The organism is Streptomyces sp. NPDC001852 (genome assembly GCF_042891825.1).
Classification (GTDB): Bacteria; Actinomycetota; Actinomycetes; order Streptomycetales; family Streptomycetaceae; genus Streptomyces.
In genome coordinates, this window is record NZ_JBIATN010000018.1 from 1 (window position 1) to 20,818 (window position 20,818).

At 69.9% G+C, this 20,818-nt stretch carries 13 protein-coding genes, 1 tRNA gene and 1 rRNA gene; 12 read left to right on the forward strand and 3 right to left on the reverse strand.

Features of this window, described 5'->3' with window-relative positions; translation table 11 throughout:
• From rrf to ACFYZB_RS28370, 3 genes are all read left to right on the forward strand, one after another.
• Positions 1 to 93, forward strand: a 5S ribosomal RNA gene (gene rrf, locus ACFYZB_RS28360); the annotation flags it as partial.
• 115 nt (positions 94 to 208) lie between these two features.
• Positions 209 to 871 (forward strand): DegT/DnrJ/EryC1/StrS family aminotransferase, encoded by a 663-nt coding sequence (locus ACFYZB_RS28365; protein ID WP_388763687.1) that lies wholly within the window; start codon positions 209 to 211, stop codon positions 869 to 871.
• An 84-nt stretch (positions 872 to 955) separates the two neighbouring features.
• Positions 956 to 1,031, forward strand: a tRNA-Thr gene (locus ACFYZB_RS28370).
• Positions 1,032 to 1,083: 52 nt separating this feature from the next.
• Here the strand turns inward: ACFYZB_RS28370 and ACFYZB_RS28375 are convergent.
• Entirely contained in the window at positions 1,084 to 3,843 is a 2,760-nt protein-coding gene (locus ACFYZB_RS28375) for a SpoIIE family protein phosphatase (RefSeq protein WP_351209060.1), read from the reverse strand.
• Positions 3,844 to 4,251: 408 nt separating this feature from the next.
• Between ACFYZB_RS28375 and ACFYZB_RS28380 the strand changes: the two genes are divergently transcribed.
• From ACFYZB_RS28380 to ACFYZB_RS28420, 9 genes are all read left to right on the forward strand, one after another.
• Positions 4,252 to 9,714 carry a HAMP domain-containing protein gene (locus ACFYZB_RS28380; protein WP_388763522.1) on the forward strand — a complete coding sequence of 1,821 codons (5,463 nt, stop codon included), beginning with the start codon at positions 4,252 to 4,254 and terminating at the stop codon, positions 9,712 to 9,714.
• Between the two features lie 299 nt (positions 9,715 to 10,013).
• Complete coding sequence (locus ACFYZB_RS28385) at positions 10,014 to 10,694, forward strand: response regulator (RefSeq protein WP_351209058.1); 681 nt, start codon at positions 10,014 to 10,016, stop codon at positions 10,692 to 10,694.
• A gap of 124 nt (positions 10,695 to 10,818) precedes the next feature.
• Complete coding sequence (locus tag ACFYZB_RS28390) at positions 10,819 to 13,554, forward strand: DNA translocase FtsK (protein WP_388763524.1); 2,736 nt, start codon at positions 10,819 to 10,821, stop codon at positions 13,552 to 13,554.
• A 281-nt stretch (positions 13,555 to 13,835) separates the two neighbouring features.
• Complete coding sequence (locus ACFYZB_RS28395; RefSeq protein WP_388763525.1) at positions 13,836 to 14,681, forward strand: helix-turn-helix domain-containing protein; 846 nt, start codon at positions 13,836 to 13,838, stop codon at positions 14,679 to 14,681.
• Positions 14,682 to 14,765: 84 nt separating this feature from the next.
• Positions 14,766 to 16,238 carry a 30S ribosomal protein S12 methylthiotransferase RimO gene (gene rimO, locus ACFYZB_RS28400; RefSeq protein ID WP_388763527.1) on the forward strand — a complete coding sequence of 491 codons (1,473 nt, stop codon included), beginning with the start codon at positions 14,766 to 14,768 and terminating at the stop codon, positions 16,236 to 16,238.
• The gene (gene pgsA / locus ACFYZB_RS28405) at positions 16,235 to 16,993 is read left to right on the forward strand and encodes a CDP-diacylglycerol--glycerol-3-phosphate 3-phosphatidyltransferase (RefSeq protein WP_351209054.1); all 759 of its coding nucleotides are present in this window, start codon (positions 16,235 to 16,237) and stop codon (positions 16,991 to 16,993) included. The genes rimO and pgsA overlap by 4 nt, the downstream gene beginning before the upstream one ends.
• The gene (locus tag ACFYZB_RS28410) at positions 16,990 to 17,535 is read left to right on the forward strand and encodes a CinA family protein (protein ID WP_388763529.1); all 546 of its coding nucleotides are present in this window, start codon (positions 16,990 to 16,992) and stop codon (positions 17,533 to 17,535) included. The genes pgsA and ACFYZB_RS28410 overlap by 4 nt, the downstream gene beginning before the upstream one ends.
• A gap of 109 nt (positions 17,536 to 17,644) precedes the next feature.
• Positions 17,645 to 18,019 carry a helix-turn-helix transcriptional regulator gene (locus tag ACFYZB_RS28415; protein WP_351209052.1) on the forward strand — a complete coding sequence of 125 codons (375 nt, stop codon included), beginning with the start codon at positions 17,645 to 17,647 and terminating at the stop codon, positions 18,017 to 18,019.
• A gap of 198 nt (positions 18,020 to 18,217) precedes the next feature.
• On the forward strand, positions 18,218 to 18,688 hold the full coding sequence (locus ACFYZB_RS28420) for a Dps family protein (protein ID WP_388763688.1): 471 nt from the start codon (positions 18,218 to 18,220) through the stop codon (positions 18,686 to 18,688).
• Between the two features lie 354 nt (positions 18,689 to 19,042).
• Here the strand turns inward: ACFYZB_RS28420 and ACFYZB_RS28425 are convergent, their stop codons facing one another.
• Both ACFYZB_RS28425 and ACFYZB_RS28430 read right to left on the reverse strand, forming a co-directional pair.
• Positions 19,043 to 19,807, reverse strand: a complete 765-nt coding sequence (locus tag ACFYZB_RS28425; RefSeq protein ID WP_388763530.1) for an SDR family NAD(P)-dependent oxidoreductase — start codon at positions 19,805 to 19,807, stop codon at positions 19,043 to 19,045.
• A 140-nt stretch (positions 19,808 to 19,947) separates the two neighbouring features.
• The gene (locus ACFYZB_RS28430; RefSeq protein WP_388763532.1) at positions 19,948 to 20,796 is read right to left on the reverse strand and encodes an Fpg/Nei family DNA glycosylase; all 849 of its coding nucleotides are present in this window, start codon (positions 20,794 to 20,796) and stop codon (positions 19,948 to 19,950) included.
• Between the last annotated feature and the right edge of the window lie 22 nt (positions 20,797 to 20,818).

Here is a 20,818-nt window from a genome sequence, read left to right on the forward strand (position 1 = left end):
ACGCCCGGTTACATTCCGAACCCGGAAGCTAAGCCTCACAGCGCCGATGGTACTGCAGGGGGGACCCTGTGGGAGAGTAGGACGCCGCCGAACAAATTTTCAAAAAGGTCGGATTCTGAACTTCGGTTCGGAGTCCGGCCTTTTTACTTTGTTCTTAACGTGTCGTTCACGTTGCGCGCCCAGCATCCAGCACATGGGAACTGCTGCAATGCTCAGGGCCGCCGGCGTCGGCGTCGGCGACGAGGTCGTCGTACCTGCCTTCGGGAACGTCGAAGTCGCCGAGGCCGTGACCCTGGCCGGTGCGCTCCCGGTGTTCGCCGACATAGACCCGGTGACCTACTGCCTCGACCCCGGCGCTGTCGAGGCAGCTGTAACTCCGCGTACCGCAGCGGTCGTTGTCGTGCACCGCTTCGGGCGGTGGGCCGACGTGCGGCGGTTGCACGGGCTCGGGCAGCGGTACGGTGTGCTGGTTCTCGAGCAGGGCGAGTCCGAGGCGCCGTACGACGAGATAGCGCAGCGCAGGGAGCGCGCCGCCTACCTCGACGTCAGGCTCAAGGGCGTGCGGACGCCGGACGGTGGTGACGGGCACACCTACCAGCAGTACGTGGTGCGGGTGCCGGGGAACGGCCGGCCGGACCGGGACGCCTTCGCGATGGCGCTGCGGGCCAAGGGAGTTGAGTGCCGGGTGCCGGTCAAGACGCCCGTGCACCGGCTGCCGGAGTTCCGGCGGTGCGTGTCCCTGCCGGAGACCGAGCTGGCCGCCGACGAGACGCTGACGCTGCCCGTGGACGCAGCGCTCACCAAGCGGGAGATGCAGCGGATCGTGTCCGCGTGCAATGCGCTCGGCGGACTGCTGCAGCCTGCCTACTGAGCGGGTTCCGAACGAATTTGGGAACTCGGGCCCGTCCGGGGTACAGTTTCTTCGTCGCCGCGAGGGAAACCTCGAAATGGACAGGCCCCTATAGCTCAGTCGGCAGAGCGTCTCCATGGTAAGGAGAAGGTCAACGGTTCGATTCCGTTTGGGGGCTCCAGTAAAAAGGCCTCACCCTTCCGGGTGGGGCCTTCTTTCTGTTTGACGCCGCCTCATGCGTCCTTGTGGATTCCCGGGACGCGCATCGCCAGGATCGCCATGTCGTCCGACGGGGCGTCGGACGCGAAGCGTTCCACCGCCCGCATGATGCGTGCGGCGACCGCGCCCGCCGTCAGACCGGTGCAGGTCGTGAGCACGTCGGCGAGGCCGTCGTCGCCCAGCATGCGTGTGCCCTCACGGCGTTCCGTGACGCCGTCCGTGACGCAGAGCAGCACGTCACCGGGGTCGAGGGTGACGGTCTCCTCGTGCAGCTCCAGGTCCTCGATCACACCCAGCAGCGGCTGCGGTTCGGCGGCCGGCGTCACCGTGCCGTCCTGGCGCAGGCGCAGCGGAAGCGGGTGGCCGGCGCAGACCACCTTCAGCTCGGCGCTGCCGTCCTCCTGCGGGCGCATCTCGCCGTAGAGGAGAGTCAGGAAGCGGCTGCGGTCGCCCTCGTCGAGGATCGCGGAGTTCAGGCGCTGCAGGACGGCCGGTCCGGAGAGGCCCTCGCGGGCCAGCAGGCGCAGCGCGTGCCGGGCGAGGCCGGTGACCGCCGCCGCGTTCGGGCCCGTACCGCAGACGTCGCCGATGGCGAAGCCGTAGGCGCCGTTGCCGATCGGGAAGAGGTCGTAGAAGTCGCCGCCGACCTCGTTGCCCTCGCCGGCCGCGCGGTAGATGACCTCCACCTCGACGCCGTCGATCTGCGGCAGGCCCGGCGGGAGCAGGCTGCGCTGGAGGGACTGGCTGATGGCCGTGCGCTCCGAGTACAGGCGGGCGTTGTCCAGGGCGAGTGCGGCCCGGCGGGAGAGGTCCTCGGCCAGCTCGAGGATTTCCTGGCGGAAGTGTTCGTCGGTGGGCTTGCCGAGGGTGAGCATGCCGATGACGCGGTTGCGGGCCACGAGCGGCAGGACGACCGTCTCACCGCCGACCGCGGAGGCCGTGGCGAGGGTCGGGCCGATGCCCGAGGAGATCTGGCGGGTGGGTCCGCCGGAGAGGCCGAGGCTGCGCATGGAGCTGCGCAGGGCCGCGCGGTGGGCGACCTCGCCGGGGGCCGTCCAGACGCGGGCGCCGGGGGTCGGTACCGGATCCGGCGGGGGGACCTTCGACAGCAGCGACTTGATGCCGTCGATGAGTTCCTCGTCCTCGTGCAGGACGTACGACAGATACGGCTCGGAGGCCTGGTCGGCGATCGTATAGACGGCGCACCAGGTGGCCAGCGTGGGGACCGTCATCTGGGCCATCAGGGCCAGCGTCTGGTCGCGGTCCAGGGTGCCGGCCAGCAGGTCGGAGGCCTCGACCAGGAAGCTCAGGGAGCCGCGGCGCAGCCGCTCCAGCTCGCCCAGGCGGGCCGACTCGACGGCCAGGGCGATCCGGTCGGCGGCGAACTGCAGGCGCAGGGCCTCCTCGTTGGAGTACCGGCCCGGGGCCTCGGCCGCGACGCCGAGCGAGCCGGTGAGGCGGCCCTCGACCTTCAGCGGGACCGTGACGACCGAGCGCATGCCGGTGCCGGCGAGCAGTGGTACGGCACCGGGGACGGAGGTGAGGTCGTCGTGGACGGCCGGCATGCGCGCGGAGCCGTAGCGGCCGGGGCCTGCTTCGACGGGCACGCGCGCGAAGCGCTGGCGGGCGGAGGGCAGGCCGGTGGAGGCGCGGACCTCCAGCTCGGTCTCGTCGTCGGTGGCCAGCAGCAGGAAGGCGGAGTCGCCGTCGAGCATGTCGCGGGCGCGCTCCACGGTGCGCTGCAGGAGGCCGTCGAGGTCGTCCGGGGCGGGGGAGCCGATGAAGACCTCGAAGGGGTCGGTGCTCTGGCCGTCGGCGGACGTGCTCTGGTCGCCGGCCGGGACGCGCGACGGGGTCTGGAGCACGGCGCGCTCGTGGTCGCGGACCAGGAGGCAGACCGTGGAGGGTTCGCCGCCGGTGTCGCGGACCCTGAGGTGGGAGGCGTAGACCGGGGCCACCCGGCCGTCGGCGCCGCGGATGCCGTAGCTGCCCTCCCAGCGGGAGAGCTGCAGGGCCTCGGCCACGCCGGTGCTGGTGCCGGGGGTGTGCGGCCAGGCCGCCAGTTCGGTGAGGGGCCTGCCGATGACCTCGGCGGCCGGATAGCCGAACAGTTCTTCGGCGTCCTCGTTCCAGGAGGTGATGGCCCCCTTTCGGTCGACCTGAAGGACGGCGACGCGGACCCGGCCGTCGGCCAGCGGGAGCAGTTCGGCGGGCAGGGACGGGCCTGCCGTACGGGTGCCGACCGGACGTTCGGGCAGGTTGAGCTGGAACCAGACGTGCTTGTGGGTGGGTGTGTAGTCGACGCCCCAGCGGGTGGCCAGGGCCGCGCACAGCTGCAGGCCGCGGCCGCCCTCGCGGTCGGGGCTGCCCATCGTGGCCGGGCTGCTCTGGAGGGGGACCTCGCGTTCGGGGTAGCGGTCGGAGACCTCGATGCGCACACCGTCCTCGGTGCGCAGGCACAGGACGTCCGCGTGCGTGCCCGCATGGACGACCGCGTTGGTCACCAGTTCGCTGGTGAGGACCACGGCGTCGTCGACGATGTCGGCGAAGCCCCAGCCCTGGAGGGTGTCGCGGACGAAGGAGCGGGCGGTCGCGACCGACCGCCCCACGGGCTCGAAGGTGGCGGCCGCGCGCGCGGTGATCACAGAACTCCTCGGCCGGTTGTCTACGTGCAGGGCTGCGTGGCCGGCCGGCTCGCGCCGCTGCTGCGGCATCAGCTCGCCCGTCGGCTGTGGCTCCGGGGGCTGTTCCCCGGGGATGACTCCGGTGGTCATGTCTGCGGCCGCCCCTCCGATGCCCGCTCGTTCTCGTGCCACCGCCCAAGCCGGTCGGACCGGTGCGGCTGGACAGCCGCATGCAAGGTTACTTACCTTCGCCGTCCGAGCGGATGCCGGTCGCCGGTGTTTACCCCCCAGGGTGTGCGGACGATGTGCGAAGCTGCCGAACTGTTATGGCCTGGTTCGGGCGGGGTGAAACACTGGGCAAGCTTCTGATGAAGGTCGGGTCGGCCTGCGTGCATTCCGTGTACGGCGGGCAGCAGCCTCTGGTGTGGCCGGATCTCGTCTGGCAGAAATACGCAGCAGTAACGGGTACGCGGACGTAACCGGTATGCCGATCAGCGGCACTCCGGGCCGAAGCGGCCGAGCACAGCAGTAACGGTCTACCCCTCCGGGAGGGACACAGTGGAGTCTGGCGCGGCGACGCGTGGCACGAAGACGCGCGCGAAAGGCGGACCGTCCCTGGGCAGGCGCGGCGACACCACCACCGTGGACACGGCTGCCCTGAACCGGCTGCTGGCGGCTCTCGTCTCGATGCGCGACGGGAACTTCCGCAAGCGGCTCACCGTCTCCGGCGACGGTGTGATGTCGGAGATCGCGGCCGTCTTCAACGAGGTGGCCGACCGAAACCTGCATCTCACCGGTGAGCTGTCCCGGGTGCGCCGCATGGTGGGGCGTGAGGGAAAGCTCACGGAACGGCTGGAGAAGGGGGCCTGTGAGGGCTCCTGGGCGTCCGCGATCGACGCCTCCAACGCGCTGGTCGACGATCTCGTGTGGCCGGTCTCGGAGGTCGGCCGGGTGCTCACGGGGGTTGCCGAGGGTGATCTGTCGCCGCGCATGGAGCTGCGGACGCAGGCTCTGGACGGCGCCACCGGGCATCCGCTGCGGGGCGAGTTCCTGAAGGTCGGCCGTACCGTCAACAACCTGGTCGACCAGCTGTCGACGTTCACGGACGAGGTCACGCGCGTGGCCAGCGAGGTCGGCACCGAGGGCAAGCTCGGTGGTCAGGCCCGGGTGCGCGGTATGTCCGGTTCATGGAAGGATCTCACCGAGTCCGTCAACACCATGGCGCGGCAGCTGACCGCCCAGGTGCGTGACATCGCGCTGGTGACGACGGCGGTGGCCCGGGGTGACCTGTCACGCAAGGTCACCGTGCAGGTGGCCGGCGAGATGCTGGAGCTGAAGAACACCGTCAACACGATGGTGGAGCAGCTGTCGTCCTTCTCCGTCGAGGTGACCCGCGTCGCCCGTGAGGTGGGCACCGAGGGCATCCTGGGCGGTCAGGCGCAGGTGCCCGGTGTGGCCGGTGTGTGGAAGGAGCTGACCGACTCCGTCAACACGATGGCGGGCAACCTGACCGCGCAGGTCCGTGGGATCTCGCAGGTCACGACCGCTGTCGCCAATGGTGATCTGTCGCAGAAGGTGACGGTTCCGGCGCGCGGCGAGGTGGCGCAGCTCGCCGAGACGATCAACCAGATGACCGAGACGCTGCGGATCTTCGCGGACGAGGTCACGCGCGTGGCGAACGAGGTCGGCGGGGAGGGCCGGCTCGGCGGGCAGGCGAACGTGCCGGGTGCCGCCGGTACCTGGAAGGACCTGACCGACTCGGTCAACACGGTCTTCCGGAACCTCACCACCCAGGTGCGGGACATCGCCACCGTGACGACAGCCGTGGCCAACGGTGACCTGTCGCAGAAGGTCACCGTCGACGTGGCCGGCGAGATGCTGGAGCTGAAGAACACCGTCAACGGGATGGTGGACCAGCTGTCGGCGTTCGGTGCGGAGGTGACACGGGTCGCGCGGGAGATCGGTGTCGAGGGTGAGCTGGGCGGCCAGGCGCAGGTGCCCGGTGCCGCCGGCGCATGGAAGGACTTGACCGACTCCGTCAACACTGCATTCCGCAACCTCACCGGGCAGGTGCGCAACATCGCCCAGGTGACCACGGCGGTGGCCAACGGCGACCTCTCCCAGAAGGTCACCGTCGACGTCTCCGGCGAGATGCTCAAGCTGAAGAACACCGTGAACACGATGGTGGACCAGCTGTCGAGCTTCGCCGACCAGGTCACGCGGATGGCCCGGGACGTGGGTACGGAGGGCCGGCTCGGCGGTCAGGCCCGGGTGGACGGCGTGTCGGGCACCTGGAAGGAGTTGACGGACTCCGTCAACTTCATGGCCGGCAACCTGACGTCGCAGGTGCGGCAGATCGCCCAGGTGACGACGGCCGTGGCGCGTGGTGACCTGTCGCAGAAGATCGACGTTGACGCGCGCGGTGAGATTCTTGAGCTGAAGAACACGATCAACACGATGGTTGATCAGCTGTCCGCCTTCGCCGACCAGGTGACCCGGGTGGCCCGGGACGTGGGTACGGAGGGCCGGCTCGGCGGTCAGGCCCAGGTGCCCGGTGTGGCCGGTGTGTGGCGTGACCTGACCGACTCCGTGAACGGCATGGCCGGCAACCTGACGGCCCAGGTGCGCAACATCGCTCAGGTCGCGACGGCCGTGGCGCGCGGTGACCTCTCCCAGAAGATCACCGTGGATGCGCGCGGGGAGATCCTGGAGCTGAAGAACACGCTGAACACGATGGTGGACCAGCTGTCGTCGTTCGCCCAGGAGGTCACGCGTGTGGCCCGTGAGGTGGGTACGGAGGGCATCCTCGGCGGTCAGGCCGAGGTCCAGGGTGTCTCGGGCACCTGGAAGGACCTCACGCAGTCCGTGAACTTCATGGCGAACAACCTGACGATCCAGGTGCGCAACATCGCCGAGGTCACGACGGCGGTCGCCAAGGGTGACCTGTCGAAGAAGATCACTGTTGACGCCAAGGGTGAGATCCTTGAGCTCGTCACGACGGTCAACACCATGGTTGATCAGCTGTCCAGCTTCGCCGAGCAGGTGACCCGGGTGGCCCGTGAGGTGGGCACCGAGGGCATCCTGGGCGGCCAGGCGACCGTGCCGGGCGTCACCGGTATCTGGAAGGACCTGAGCAACAACGTCAACCTGATGGCCAACAACCTGACCATGCAGGTGCGGAACATCTCCCAGGTCGCCTCGGCCGTCGCCAACGGCGACCTGACCCGCCAGGTGACGATCGAGGCGCGCGGTGAGGTCGCTCAGCTCGCCGACACCATCAACATCATGGTGAAGACGCTGAGTTCGTTCGCGGACCAGGTCACCAAGGTGGCCCGCGAGGTGGGTACGGACGGCATCCTGGGCGGCCAGGCGCACGTACCGGGTGTGGCCGGCACCTGGAAGGACCTCACCGAGTCCGTGAACCAGATGGCGTCCAACCTGACCGGTCAGGTGCGCAACATCGCCATGGTCACCACGGCCATCGCCAAGGGTGACCTGACCAAGAAGATCGACATTGACGCGCGCGGCGAGATCCTTGAGCTGAAGACGACGATCAACACCATGGTTGACCAGCTGTCCAGCTTCGCCGAGGAGGTCACGCGCGTGGCCCGCGAGGTGGGCACGGAGGGGCAGCTCGGCGGCCAGGCACGCGTGCGTGACGTCGACGGCACCTGGCGGGACCTGACCGAGTCGGTGAACGAGATGGCCGGGAACCTGACCCGGCAGGTACGTGCCATCGCGCGCGTGGCGACCGCGGTGACCCGCGGCGACCTGAACCTGAAGATCGACGTCGACGCGTCCGGCGAGATCCAGGAACTGCAGGACTACATCAACAAGATGATCGCCAACCTGCGCGACACCACGATCGCCAACAAGGAGCAGGACTGGCTCAAGGGCAACCTGGCCCGTATCTCCGGTCTCATGCAGGGCCGCCGGGACCTGGAGGACGTGGCCTCGCTGATCATGAGCGAGCTTACGCCGGTGGTGTCCGCGCAGCACGGCGCGTTCTTCGTGGCGATGCCGCTCATGGAGGAGGGCAAGGACGGCGGCGACGGCGAGGACAACTACGAGCTGCGCATGCTGGGCTCGTACGGCTACTCGATGGGCTCCATGCCGACGTCGTTCCGGCCCGGTGAGGCGCTGGTCGGCACGGCCGCGGAGGAGAAGCGCACGATCCTGGTGGAGAATGCGCCCAGCGGCTATCTGAAGATCTCCTCCGGGCTCGGCGAGGCCCCGCCGGCGCAGGTGATCGTGCTGCCGGTGCTGTTCGAGGGCACGGTGCTCGGTGTGATCGAGCTGGCCTCCTTCACACCGTTCACGCAGATCCAGAAGGACTTCCTCAACCAGATCGCCGAGATGATCGCGACGAGCGTCAACACCATCTCGGTCAACACCAAGACCGAGCAGCTGCTGAAGCAGTCGCAGGAGCTGACCGAGCAACTGAGGGAGCGCTCCGCCGAGTTGGAGAACCGGCAGAAGGCGCTGCAGGCCTCCAACGCCGAACTGGAGGAGAAGGCCGAGCTGCTGGCCCGGCAGAACCGCGACATCGAGGTGAAGAACACCGAGATCGAGGAGGCCCGGCAGGTCCTGGAGGAGCGCGCCGAGCAGCTCGCGGTGTCGATGCGCTACAAGAGCGAGTTCCTCGCCAACATGTCGCACGAGCTGCGTACGCCGCTCAACTCGCTGCTGATTCTGGCCAAGTTGCTCGCCGACAACGCCGAGGGCAACCTCTCGCCGAAGCAGGTGGAGTTCGCCGAGACCATCCACGGCGCCGGTTCCGACCTGCTCCAGCTGATCAACGACATCCTCGACCTGTCGAAGGTCGAGGCGGGCAAGATGGACGTCTCCCCGACGCGTATCGCGCTCGTCCAGCTCGTGGACTACGTGGAGGCCACCTTCCGTCCGCTGACGGCCGAGAAGGGCCTGGACCTGTCCGTACGGGTCTCCCCGGAGCTGCCCGCGACACTGCACACCGACGAGCAGCGGTTGCTGCAGGTGCTGCGCAACCTGCTGTCGAACGCGGTGAAGTTCACCGACTCCGGGTCGGTGGAGCTGGTGATCAGGCCGGCCGGCGCCGACGTGCCGGTGGGCATCCGGGAGCAGCTGCTGGAGGCCGGCTCACTGACCGATCCGGACGCACCGCTGATCGCGTTCTCGGTGACGGACACCGGCATCGGCATCGCGGCCAGCAAGATGCGGGTGATCTTCGAGGCGTTCAAGCAGGCGGACGGCACGACCAGCCGCAAGTACGGCGGCACCGGCCTCGGCCTGTCGATCTCCCGGGAGATCGCGCAGCTGCTCGGCGGTGAGATCCACGCACAGAGCGAACCGGGCCGCGGCTCGACGTTCACGCTGTACCTGCCGCTGCATCCCAGCGAGCTGCCGCCCCAGGGCTACCAGCAGTCCGTGCCCCCGCTGGAGGCCGGCGAGCTGGTCGCCTCCCGGACGGAGCAGTCCTCGGAGCTGTCCGCCGTGGAGATCGAGACCCCGGCCGAGGTGAAGTCGTACCGGGAGACGCAGAACGGCCCGGCGGCGCTCTTCCGGCGCCGGCGCCGGGGTCTGCCGCAGGGCGAGCAGCGGCCGGAGCACTGGGCGGCCGTGCCCGACCAGGAGGGCGTGCCGCTGTCCGCGCGCGGGGTGCGGTTCGGCGGCGAGAAGGTGCTGATCGTCGACGACGACATCCGTAACGTGTTCGCTCTGACCAGCGTCCTCGAGCAGCACGGCCTGTCGGTGCTGTACGCCGAGAACGGCCGCGAGGGCATCGAGGTGCTGGAGCAGCACGACGACGTGGCGGTCGTGCTGATGGACATCATGATGCCGGAGATGGACGGGTACGCGACGACCACGGCGATCCGCAGGATGCCGCAGTTCGCCGGGCTGCCGATCATCGCGCTGACCGCGAAGGCGATGAAGGGCGACCGGGAGAAGGCCATCGAGTCCGGAGCCTCGGACTACGTGACCAAGCCGGTCGACCCGGATCATCTGCTGGCCGTGATGCAGCAGTGGATGGGTGGGAAGTGACGAGATCCGGCCACTGGGTTGTGAACACCCCGGGAACCCTTGGCGTGGGTCGGGAGTTGCCCCCTTGAGGTGATGGCGGACGAACCACCTAAGGTGGCGAGGGTACGTATGGGAATGCAGGATTCCGGGAACCATCCCGGCCCCCGCCGCGTTTCCGGTACGTGCACAGTGACATCGCGGTGACAGGGTGTGGCGACAGGCGGGGTGCGGCTACGATGACCGGCACAAGGACGGGCGGCGAAAGGGAGTCGTCCCCTGGGGCGGCGCCCGGTGTACCGCCGGGGCGAGGAGGGCGGGCCATGGTGCAGAAGGCCAAGATCCTCCTGGTCGATGACCGGCCGGAGAATCTGCTGGCGCTGGAGGCGATCCTCTCGGCGCTCGATCAGACGCTGGTGCGGGCATCGTCCGGGGAGGAAGCGCTCAAGGCACTGCTCACGGACGATTTCGCGGTCATTCTGCTGGACGTCCAGATGCCGGGCATGGACGGTTTCGAGACCGCCGCGCACATCAAGCGCCGCGAGCGGACCCGGGACATCCCGATCATCTTCCTCACAGCGATCAACCACGGCCCGCACCACACCTTCCGGGGCTATGCGGCAGGTGCGGTCGACTACATCTCCAAGCCCTTCGACCCGTGGGTGCTGCGAGCGAAGGTCTCGGTGTTCGTCGAGCTGTACATGAAGAACTGCCAGCTGCGGGAGCAGGCGGCGCTGCTGCGGCTGCAGTTGGAGGGCGGCGGCAAGGGCGGGGTCGGCGGCAAGGAGTCCGCCGGGCTGCTCGCCGAGCTGTCCGCGCGGCTCGCGGCCGTGGAGGAGCAGGCCGAGGCGCTGTCCAAGCAGCTGGACGACGATTCGGCGGACGCGGCCGCGGTGGCCACGGCGGCCCATCTGGAGCGCAAACTCACCGGGTTGCGGCGCGCGCTCGACGCCCTGGAGCCGGGCGCCGGCCCCGGTGGCTCGTCGGTGCCGGCGCAGAACTGACATACGCCCAGGTGGCGGTTGCCCATGAGCGTGCGTCAGTTCCGGTCCGCGTCAAGGGCGACACGAACGGGTGAAGCTGTGGGCACACGTGTCCGCTGTCGTCTCCCCCGGTAACCTCACACCCATGGCCTCACGTCCCTCCGCAGCCAAGAAGCAGCCCGCGAAGAAGGCGGCCGCTCCCTCGAAGGCTCCGGCGAAGAAGGCCGCAGCGAAGAAGGCCCCGGCCAAGAAGGCGCCCGCCAAGAAGGCCGCGGCCGGAAAGGCCGCGCCGCCGAAGCCGGCGCCCAGCCCCACCGGGGGCGTGTACCGGCTTGTGCGCGCCCTCTGGCTGGGCCTCGCGCACGCCGTCGGCGCCATCTTCCGCGGCATAGGGCAGGGCGCGAGGAACCTCGATCCGGCCCACCGCAAGGACGGCATCGCACTGCTGCTGTTCGGCATCGCGCTGATCGTCGCCGCCGGCACCTGGGCCGACCTGAAGGGTCCCGTCGGCAACCTCGTGGAGATCCTCGTCACCGGCGCCTTCGGCCGTCTCGACCTGCTGGTGCCGATACTGCTCGCGGTGATCGCCGTACGGTTCATCCGGCACCCGGAGAAGCCCGAGGCCAACGGACGGATCGTGATCGGCCTGTCCGCGCTCGTCATCGGCGTGCTCGGGCAGGTCCACATCGCGTGCGGCTCACCCGCGCGCAGCGACGGCATGCAGGCCATAAGGGACGCCGGCGGCCTCATCGGCTGGGCGGCGGCCACGCCGCTGACGTACAGCATGACCGACGTGCTCGCGGTACCGCTGCTGGTGCTGCTGACGGTCTTCGGGCTGCTCGTGGTGACCGCCACCCCGGTCAACGCCGTCCCGCAGCGACTGCGGGCGCTCGGCGTGCGCCTGGGCGTGCTGCACGACCACGAGACGGAGGAGTACTCCGAGGACGACGCGCGCTATGACGAGCAGTGGCGTGAGGCGCTGCCCGCGCGCCCCCGTAAGCGCCAGTCCGCCCCCCAGGCGTACGACCCCGACAGCGCCGAGGAGGAGGCCCTCTCGCAGCGCCGTGGCCGCCGCAGGCGCTCCGCAGTGCCCCAGCCGGATCTGCAGCAGCGCCGGATGGACGCCGTGGACGTCGCGGCGGCCGCCGCCGCGGCGCTGGACGGCGCGGTGCTGCACGGCATGCCACCGTCCCCGCTGGTGGCCGACCTCACCCAGGGCGTCAGCGTCGGCGACCGCGAGGAGACGACACCCGTACCGACCCCCGCGTCCGCGGCCTCACCGGTCCCGGCCGCGCGCCCCAAGCAGGAGAAGCTCACGGCCGGGGTCGTCCCCGACCTGACCAAGAAGGCCCCCGAGGAGCCGCGCGACCTGCCGCCGCGCGCCGAGCAGCTCCAGCTGTCGGGGGACATCACCTACTCGCTGCCGTCGCTGGACCTCCTCACCCGCGGCGGCCCCGGCAAGGCGCGCAGCGAGGCCAATGACGCCGTCGTCGCCTCGCTCACCCAGGTCTTCACCGAGTTCAAGGTCGACGCCGCCGTCACCGGCTTCACCCGCGGCCCGACGGTCACCCGCTACGAGGTCGAGCTCGGCCCCGCCGTGAAGGTCGAGCGGATCACCGCGCTGACCAAGAACATCGCGTACGCCGTCGCCAGCCCGGACGTGCGGATCATCAGCCCGATCCCCGGCAAGTCCGCGGTCGGCATCGAGATCCCGAACACCGACCGGGAGATGGTCAACCTCGGCGACGTCCTGCGCCTCGCGGAGTCCGCCGAGGACGACGACCCGATGCTGGTCGCCTTCGGCAAGGACGTCGAGGGCGGGTACGTGATGCACTCGCTGGCGAAGATGCCGCACATGCTGGTCGCCGGTGCGACCGGTTCCGGCAAGTCGTCCTGCATCAACTGCCTGATCACCTCGGTCATGATGCGGGCGACCCCGGAGGACGTCCGGATGATCCTGGTCGACCCCAAGCGCGTCGAGCTGACCGCCTACGAGGGCATCCCGCACCTGATCACGCCGATCATCACCAACCCCAAGCGGGCCGCCGAGGCCCTGCAGTGGGTCGTACGCGAGATGGACCTGCGCTACGACGACCTCGCGGCGTACGGCTACCGGCACATCGACGACTTCAACCGGGCCGTCCGCGAGGGCACGGTCAAGCCGCCCGAGGGCAGCGAGCGCGAGCTGCAGCCGTACCCGTACCTGCTGGTGATCGTGGACGAGCTGGCCGACCTGATGATGGTCGCCCCGCGTGACGTCGAGGACGCGATCGTGCGCATCACCCAGCTCGCGCGCGCGGCCGGCATCCACCTGGTGCTCGCCACCCAGCGCCCGTCGGTCGACGTGGTCACCGGTCTGATCAAGGCCAACGTGCCCTCCCGGCTGGCCTTCGCCACCTCCTCGCTCGCCGACTCCCGGGTCATCCTCGACCAGCCCGGCGCCGAGAAGCTGATCGGCAAGGGCGACGGCCTGTTCCTGCCGATGGGCGCGAACAAGCCGACCCGTATGCAGGGCGCGTTCGTCACCGAGGCCGAGGTCGCGGCCGTCGTCCAGCACTGCAAGGACCAGATGGCGCCGGTCTTCCGGGACGACGTCACGGTCGGCAGCAAGCAGAAGAAGGAGATCGACGAGGACATCGGCGACGACCTCGACCTGCTGTGCCAGGCGGCCGAGCTGGTCGTCTCCACCCAGTTCGGGTCGACGTCCATGCTCCAGCGCAAGCTGCGCGTCGGCTTCGCCAAGGCCGGGCGGCTCATGGACCTCATGGAGTCCCGCAACATCGTGGGCCCGAGCGAGGGATCCAAGGCACGTGACGTTCTTGTGAAGCCTGACGAGCTGGACGGCGTGCTCGCCATGATTCGCGGGGAGTCTGGAGAGTAGGCGGCGAAGGGCGAAGGGTCGTCCGGCGGATGACGGTTACTGCGGCATCGTCGTGATCCACCCGTTAGAGAAGGACGGGCAACCGTTTCCCTTTGTCGTACGTCCAGTTGAGCGAAAGGACAGTTGGGCGTCCCACCATGGGGTACCTGCCTGTCCAATCATAGGAATGTCCGGCCATTCCTATGGTGTACAAAGTCCGACCGCCCGGTTGCCCCACCCTTTCGTACCCCCCCTAGACTGAGCTTCCAGCACAGGTGGCTACACGCTCGAAAGGCGCCCCCGTGTCCATCGGCAACTCCCCTGAAGACGAGCGTCCGTTCCAAGACGAGTCCCAGGAAGCCCGTGTCTCCGTGGGCCGCGCCCTGCAGCAGGCGCGGATCGCGGCCGGGCTCACCGTGGACGACGTCAGCACCGCCACTCGTGTCCGTATAAGCATCATCCATGCCATCGAGGCGGACGACTTCGCCCCCTGCGGCGGCGCTGTGTACGCCCGCGGGCACATCCGCACGCTGGCCAAGGCCGTCCACCTCGATCCCGCGCCCCTGATCGCCCAGTACGACGCCGAGCACGGCGGCCGTCCCGCCCCCACGCCGGCAGCCCCCCTGTTCGAGGCCGAGCGGATCCGGCCCGAGCGGCGCGGACCGAACTGGACCGCCGCCATGGTCGCCGCGATCGTCGTGGTGATCGGCTTCGTCGGCTTCACCGCGGTCAAGGGCAGCGACTCCGGAAACGATGCGAAGTCGCAGGTCGCTGGAGGTGCCAGTACGTCCGCCGCGCACAAGTCCGCCTCACCCAGCCCGACGAGGAACAAGCCGGCCACGCCGAGCGCCGCACCCTCCGACAGCGCCATCGCCGCCGCGCCCCAGGACAAGGTGACCGTCCAGGTCAGTGCGCCCAACGGCCGCAGCTGGATCTCGGCCAAGGACCACAACGGCCGAATGCTCTTCGACGGGCTGCTGACGAAGGGCGAGTCCAAGACCTTCCAGGACAGCACAAAGATCAACCTGATCCTCGGCGACGCCGGAGCGATCGAGCTGTACGTCAACGGCAAGAAGATCGACGACAACTTCCAGCCGGGCCAGGTGCAGCGCCTGACCTACACCAAGGGCGACCCCGTCGCGGGGTAGACCGTCCCCGTGCGGAACGGATGTGACGGGGTCGGCCAACCCCGTCGACGTGGGCTGTCAGTGAGACGAAGTACTCTTGAGCCCATGCCTGAACGCCGTACCGTCGCACTCGTCACACTCGGCTGCGCCCGTAACGAGGTGGACTCGGAGGAGCTCGCAGGCCGTTTGGAGGCGGACGGCTGGCAGCTCGTCGAGGACGCCGCGGACGCCGACGTCGCCGTGGTCAACACGTGCGGCTTCGTCGAGGCCGCGAAGAAGGACTCCGTCGACGCCCTCCTCGAGGCCAACGACCTCAAGGACCATGGGAGAACCCAGGCCGTCGTGGCGGTGGGCTGCATGGCCGAGCGGTACGGCAAGGAGCTGGCCGAGGCGCTGCCCGAGGCCGACGGCGTGCTCGGCTTCGACGACTACGCGGACATCTCCGACCGCCTGCAGACCATCCTGTCCGGCGGCATCCACGCCTCCCACACCCCGCGCGACCGCCGCAAGCTGCTCCCGATCAGCCCGGCCGACCGGCAGGAATCGGCCGCGTCCGTCGCCCTGCCCGGGCACGGCCCCGCCGACCTCCCGGAGGGTGTGGCACCCGCATCCGGCCCCCGCGCACCCCTGCGCCGCCGCCTCGACGGCGCCCCGGTCGCGTCGGTGAAGCTCGCCTCCGGCTGCGACCGGCGCTGCTCCTTCTGCGCCATCCCGTCCTTCCGGGGCTCCTTCGTCTCCCGCCGTCCCAGCGACGTGCTGAACGAGACGCGGTGGCTGGCCGAGCAGGGCGTGAAGGAGATCATGCTGGTCTCCGAGAACAACACCTCCTACGGCAAGGACCTCGGCGACATCCGCCTGCTGGAGTCCCTGCTGCCCGAGCTGGCCGAGGTCGACGGCATCGAGCGGGTGCGGGTGAGCTACCTGCAGCCGGCCGAGATGCGCCCGGGCCTGATCGACGTGCTGACCTCCACCCCCAAGGTCGCCCCGTACTTCGACCTGTCCTTCCAGCACTCCGCGCCCGGCGTGCTGCGTGCCATGCGTCGCTTCGGCGACACCGACCGCTTCCTGGAGCTGCTCGACACGATCCGCTCCAAGGCGCCCGAGGCCGGCGTGCGCTCCAACTTCATCGTCGGCTTCCCCGGCGAGAGCGAGGCGGACCTGGCCGAGCTGGAGCGCTTCCTGAACGGCGCCCGCCTGGACGCCATCGGTGTCTTCGGCTACTCCGACGAGGAGGGCACGGAGGCGGCGACCTACGACCACAAGCTCGACGAGGACCTCGTGGCCGAGCGCCTGGCCCGGGTGTCCCGGCTCGCGGAGGAGCTCGTCTCCCAGCGCGCCGAGGAGCGCGTCGGCGACACCGTGCGCGTCCTGGTCGAGTCGGCCGACGAGGAAGAGGGCGTGTACGGCCGTGCCGAACACCAGGCGCCCGAGACCGACGGCCAGGTCCTGCTCACGAGCGGCGCGGGCCTGAGTGTCGGACGTATGGTCGAGGCGAAGGTGGTCGGTACGGAAGGTGTCGACCTGGTGGCCGAGCCGCTGACCGGCTCGCCCGCGTGTAGTGAGGAGGCGGGCAGATGACCGGAGTCCCGGCATCCGCCGCGGGTGGCTCCTCCGGCGCGCACGGCGCCCGGGGTTCCGCCGCCGCTGCCGACGGCGCTCGGTCCGAGGTCTCCGGTTCTGCTCCAGGTCCCGACAACGGCGGCAGGTCCGCGCGCGGCGGAAAGATCGCGGCCGCGGCCGTCAACCAGGCCAGCGTCTGGAACGTGGCCAATCTGCTGACCATGCTCCGGCTGGTCCTGGTGCCCGGCTTCGTGGCGCTGATGCTGGCCAACGGCGGCTACGACCCGGCCTGGCGCTCACTGGCCTGGGCGGCCTTCGCCATCGCCATGATCACCGACCTGTTCGACGGGCATCTGGCGCGCACCTACAACCTGGTCACCGACTTCGGGAAGATCGCCGACCCCATCGCCGACAAGGCGATCATGGGGGCGGCGCTGATCTGTCTGTCGGCCCTGGGCGATCTGCCGTGGTGGGTGACGGCCGTGATCCTCGGCCGGGAACTCGGCATCACGCTGCTGCGTTTTCTGGTCATTCGCTACGGCGTGATCCCGGCCAGCCGCGGGGGCAAGCTCAAGACCCTCACCCAGGGGGTGGCGGTCGGGATGTACGTCCTGGCGCTGACGGGATGGCTGGCCACGCTGAGGTTCTGGGTGATGGCCGTGGCGGTCGTCCTCACCGTCGTCACCGGACTCGACTACGTGAGACAAGCCATTGTGCTGCGCAGGCGGGGAATCGCCGAGCGCGCGGCGGCGTTGGAGGAGAAGGAAGCGTGAGCTCACAGGCCACCGAACTGGTGCGACTACTGACCGTGAGGGGCCAGACCCTCGCTGTTGCCGAGTCGCTCACCGGTGGCCTGGTGGCGGCGGAGATCACCTCGGTCCCCGGAGCGTCCAAGGTGTTCCGGGGTTCGGTCACGGCCTACGCCACCGAGCTGAAGCACGGGCTGCTCGGCGTCGACGCAACCCTGCTGGCACAGCGAGGAGCGGTGGACCCGCACGTCGCGGGCCAGATGGCAGCCGGCGCACGCAAGGCGCTGGGCGCCGACTGGGGCATCGCGACCACCGGAGTGGCCGGCCCCGAACCCCAGGACGGCAAGCCCGTCGGGACGGTCTTCGTGGCCGTCGACGGGCCGTTCACCGACCGCCCCGGTTCTGCCGGTGGCGGAAAAGTGGAGGCCCTGCGGTTGAACGGCAGCCGTGCGGAAATTCGTATGGAGAGTGTACGGAGCGTACTCGCAGCGCTCCTCGAGCAGCTTGCGGGCGAACAGACCGGTAATGAGCGGGCACAGGATACGGAACGGAACGGGGGGTTTTGATGTTTGCAGCCCTGAGTGAACACGACATCGCTCCCCGCACGGCCGCAGCGCGAGGCGGTACGGTGGGGCGAGAAGGATGCGGCTACGCGGTCCGAGGAGGGAGCCACCGATGATTCTGCTCCGTCGCCTGCTGGGTGACGTGCTGCGTCGGCAGCGCCAACGCCAGGGCCGTACTCTGCGCGAAGTCTCCTCGTCCGCCCGAGTCTCACTCGGCTATCTCTCCGAGGTGGAGCGGGGGCAGAAGGAGGCTTCCTCCGAGCTGCTCTCCGCCATCTGCGACGCGCTGGACGTACGGATGTCGGAACTCATGCGAGAAGTGAGCGACGAGCTGGCGCTCGCCGAACTGGCGCAGTCCGCCGCGGCCACCGAGCCCGTGCCCACGCCGGTCCGCCCGGTCCTGGGTTCCGTCTCGGTGACCGGTGTGCCACCGGAACGGGTGACCATCAAGGCACCCGCCGGGGCGGTGGACGTGGTTGCCGCGTGACGTACGCGTGCGCGGCTTAGCCAACCGATACGTGTGAGGCCCCGGTCGGCCGTTCCAGGGACACCTGGAGCGTCGGCCGGGTTTTTCGCTTTGCCGCTCGCATGTGTGATGTGTGTCGCTTTTGCGTCCGTTTGCCGGTGTTGGGCGAGGCGGTCATGGTGGAGGGACGTGACGGCGCCGAAGCACCGGAGGAAGCGGATGTACGTCGTGAAGAGCCCGTTGGCGGACGCGGACCTGAAAACCGTGGCCGAGGCCCTGCAGGGCGCCCTCGTCGACCTGGTGGACCTCTCCCTGGTCGCCAAGCAGATCCACTGGAACATCGTCGGGCCCCGCTTCCGCTCCATCCACCTCCAGCTCGACGAGGTCGTCGCCTCGGCGCGCACCCACTCCGACACCGTGGCCGAGCGGGCCTCGGCCCTGGGCGTACCGCCGGACGGGCGCGCCGCCACGGTGGCCTCCGGCACCGGCATCGGCACCACTCCGGCCGGCTGGATCAAGGACGGCGACGCGGTCCGGGCGATGGTGGACGCACTCGGCGCCGTGATCACCCGGATGCGGGAGAGGGTGGCCGCGACGGGGGAGCCGGATCCGGTGTCCCAGGACATCTTCATCGGGATCACGGCGGATCTGGAGAAGCATCACTGGATGTTCCAGGCCGAGAACGCGTGAGCGATTCGCTCGCGGCCGGTCCTCGATCGCCACACGGGCTGCTTCGGCCGCTGCATCCGTGAGCCCTCGGTGCGCCTCCCGTGTCGGGCGGGCGGCGGTCTAGCGTCCCCCAGGAGGTGGTGGCGGCCATGGTGGGACGGGCAGCGCGCTGGGCAGTCGGACTGGGGCTCGCAGCCGTGTGGTGGTGGGCCGTGCTGCGGATCGCCCTGGGGCAGGGCGCGGGTGTGCTGGAAGGCGCCGTCGCGGCCGGCGGGTGGGGGCTGAGCCTGCTGCCCGTGCACTGCGTCCCCAGGGGACAGGCCGTGGGAGCCGTGCCGAAGGGGCGGTGGGGGGCCGCCTGGCGGGTGCGGGACGCTACCAGGGCATCGCCACGCCCCCGTTAGGGCGAAGTATCTGACCTGTGGTGAACGCCGAGGCGTCCGACGCCAGGTACAGCACCGCGTGTGCGACGTCGTCGGGCTCGCCGACCCGGCCGAGTGGCGCCATCCGGGCCATCACGCCCTCGGTGTGCGCCTGCGCCTCGCGGTCGTGGCGGTCGGTCATCGGGGTCCGGATCCAGCCCGGGGCGATCGCGTTGACCCGGATGCCGTGCCGGCCGACCTCGCCGGCCAGCGTCTTGGTGAGCTGCACCACGGCCGCTTTCGCGGCGCTGTAGCAGAGCAGCCCGTGGCCGCCGGTGTCGATCGCGCCGGAGGCCATGGTGACGATGCTGCCGCGCGTCGCACGGGCCAGCATCAAGCGGGTCGCCTCCTGACAGGCGTACAGCACGCCCTTGAAGTTGACGTTCAGCACCCGGTCGAGGTCCTCGTCGCGGGTCTCCAGCACGGGGCTGCTGTGCATGATCCCGGCGATCGCCGCCATCACGTCCAGGCGCTCGCAGGACCGGACGGCCTCCGCCAGCCGGGCCCGGTCGGTGACGTCCAGGACGTGGGTACGGGCCGTGCCGCCGCGCTTCTCGATCAGCTCCGCCGTGCCCTGCAGGCCGTCGCCGTCCCGGTCGGCGCAGTGCACCGTCGCCCCCGCCTCGGCGAGCAGAACGGCGGAGGCCCGGCCGATACCGCCGGCGGCTCCGGTGACGAATGCGGTGCGCCCGGTGAGGTCGTACGCCGTGAGAGGCATGCAGCGACGGTACGAGCATTTCTGACGGGTCGTCAATTGGTCGGGGTGGATTGCGCTTGCCGCGTGCACCGGGGCACGACCACAGGTGCGCACGGGGTGCGAATCGGCTGTCGTCGGGGCATCGGACGGAGCGGTGGGCGTCAGGTGGTGCGGCGGGGAGGAGGGCGGTCTCGCCGGTGCTGTGGTGAGCCGGGGACCGGGGCGGGGCCCGTCTGGCAGGTGGGGCACCAGTAGGTAGGGCGTTCCCGGGAGCCGTCGCCCTGGTCGGCCAAGCGGATCGAGGTGCGGCAGCGCAGGCAGGGGCGGGGTGCGCGGCCGTAGACGAACAGGTCGTGCCGGTGCAGGCCCGTGGTCTGGCGCACGGGGCGGTCGCGGTTCGCCTCCAGGAGTCTCTTGGCGAGCGCGGGCAACTTCTCGGCGCGGTCCGCGGGCAGCATGCCGACCGGCAGCCACGGGGTGACACCCAGCAGGAAGCACAGCTCGCTCTTGTAGATGTTCCCGATACCTGCGAGGTTGCGCTGGTCGAGCAGGGCCTCGCCGAGCGGGCGGGCGGGGTCGGCGAGGAGGTTGGCGAGGGCGCGCTCGGGATCCCAGTCCGGGCCGAGCAGGTCGGGGCCCAGATGGCCGACGACCTGCTCCTCCTCGCTCGTGCGCAGCAACTCCATGACCTGGAGCCGGTAGCCCACGGCCGTGCGGTCGGCGGTGCCGAGGATCGCCCTGATCTGGTGTCCGGGGCCGCCCCGCCAGCGTTCGCCGGTGCCGTACACCTTCCAGGTGCCCTCCATCCGCAGATGCGTGTGCAGGGTCAGGCCACCCTCGAACCGGGTGAGCAGGTGTTTGCCGCGCGGGACCGTGCCGAGCACCGTACGACCCGTGAGATCGACCGTCGCGTACCGCGGCACCCTGAAGTCGCTGCGGGTCAGCACCTTGCCCGCGAGGGCCTCGTGCAGCCGCTTCGCGGCCTGCCAGACCGTGTCACCTTCGGGCATGGGTCAAGGGTGCCACGGCCGG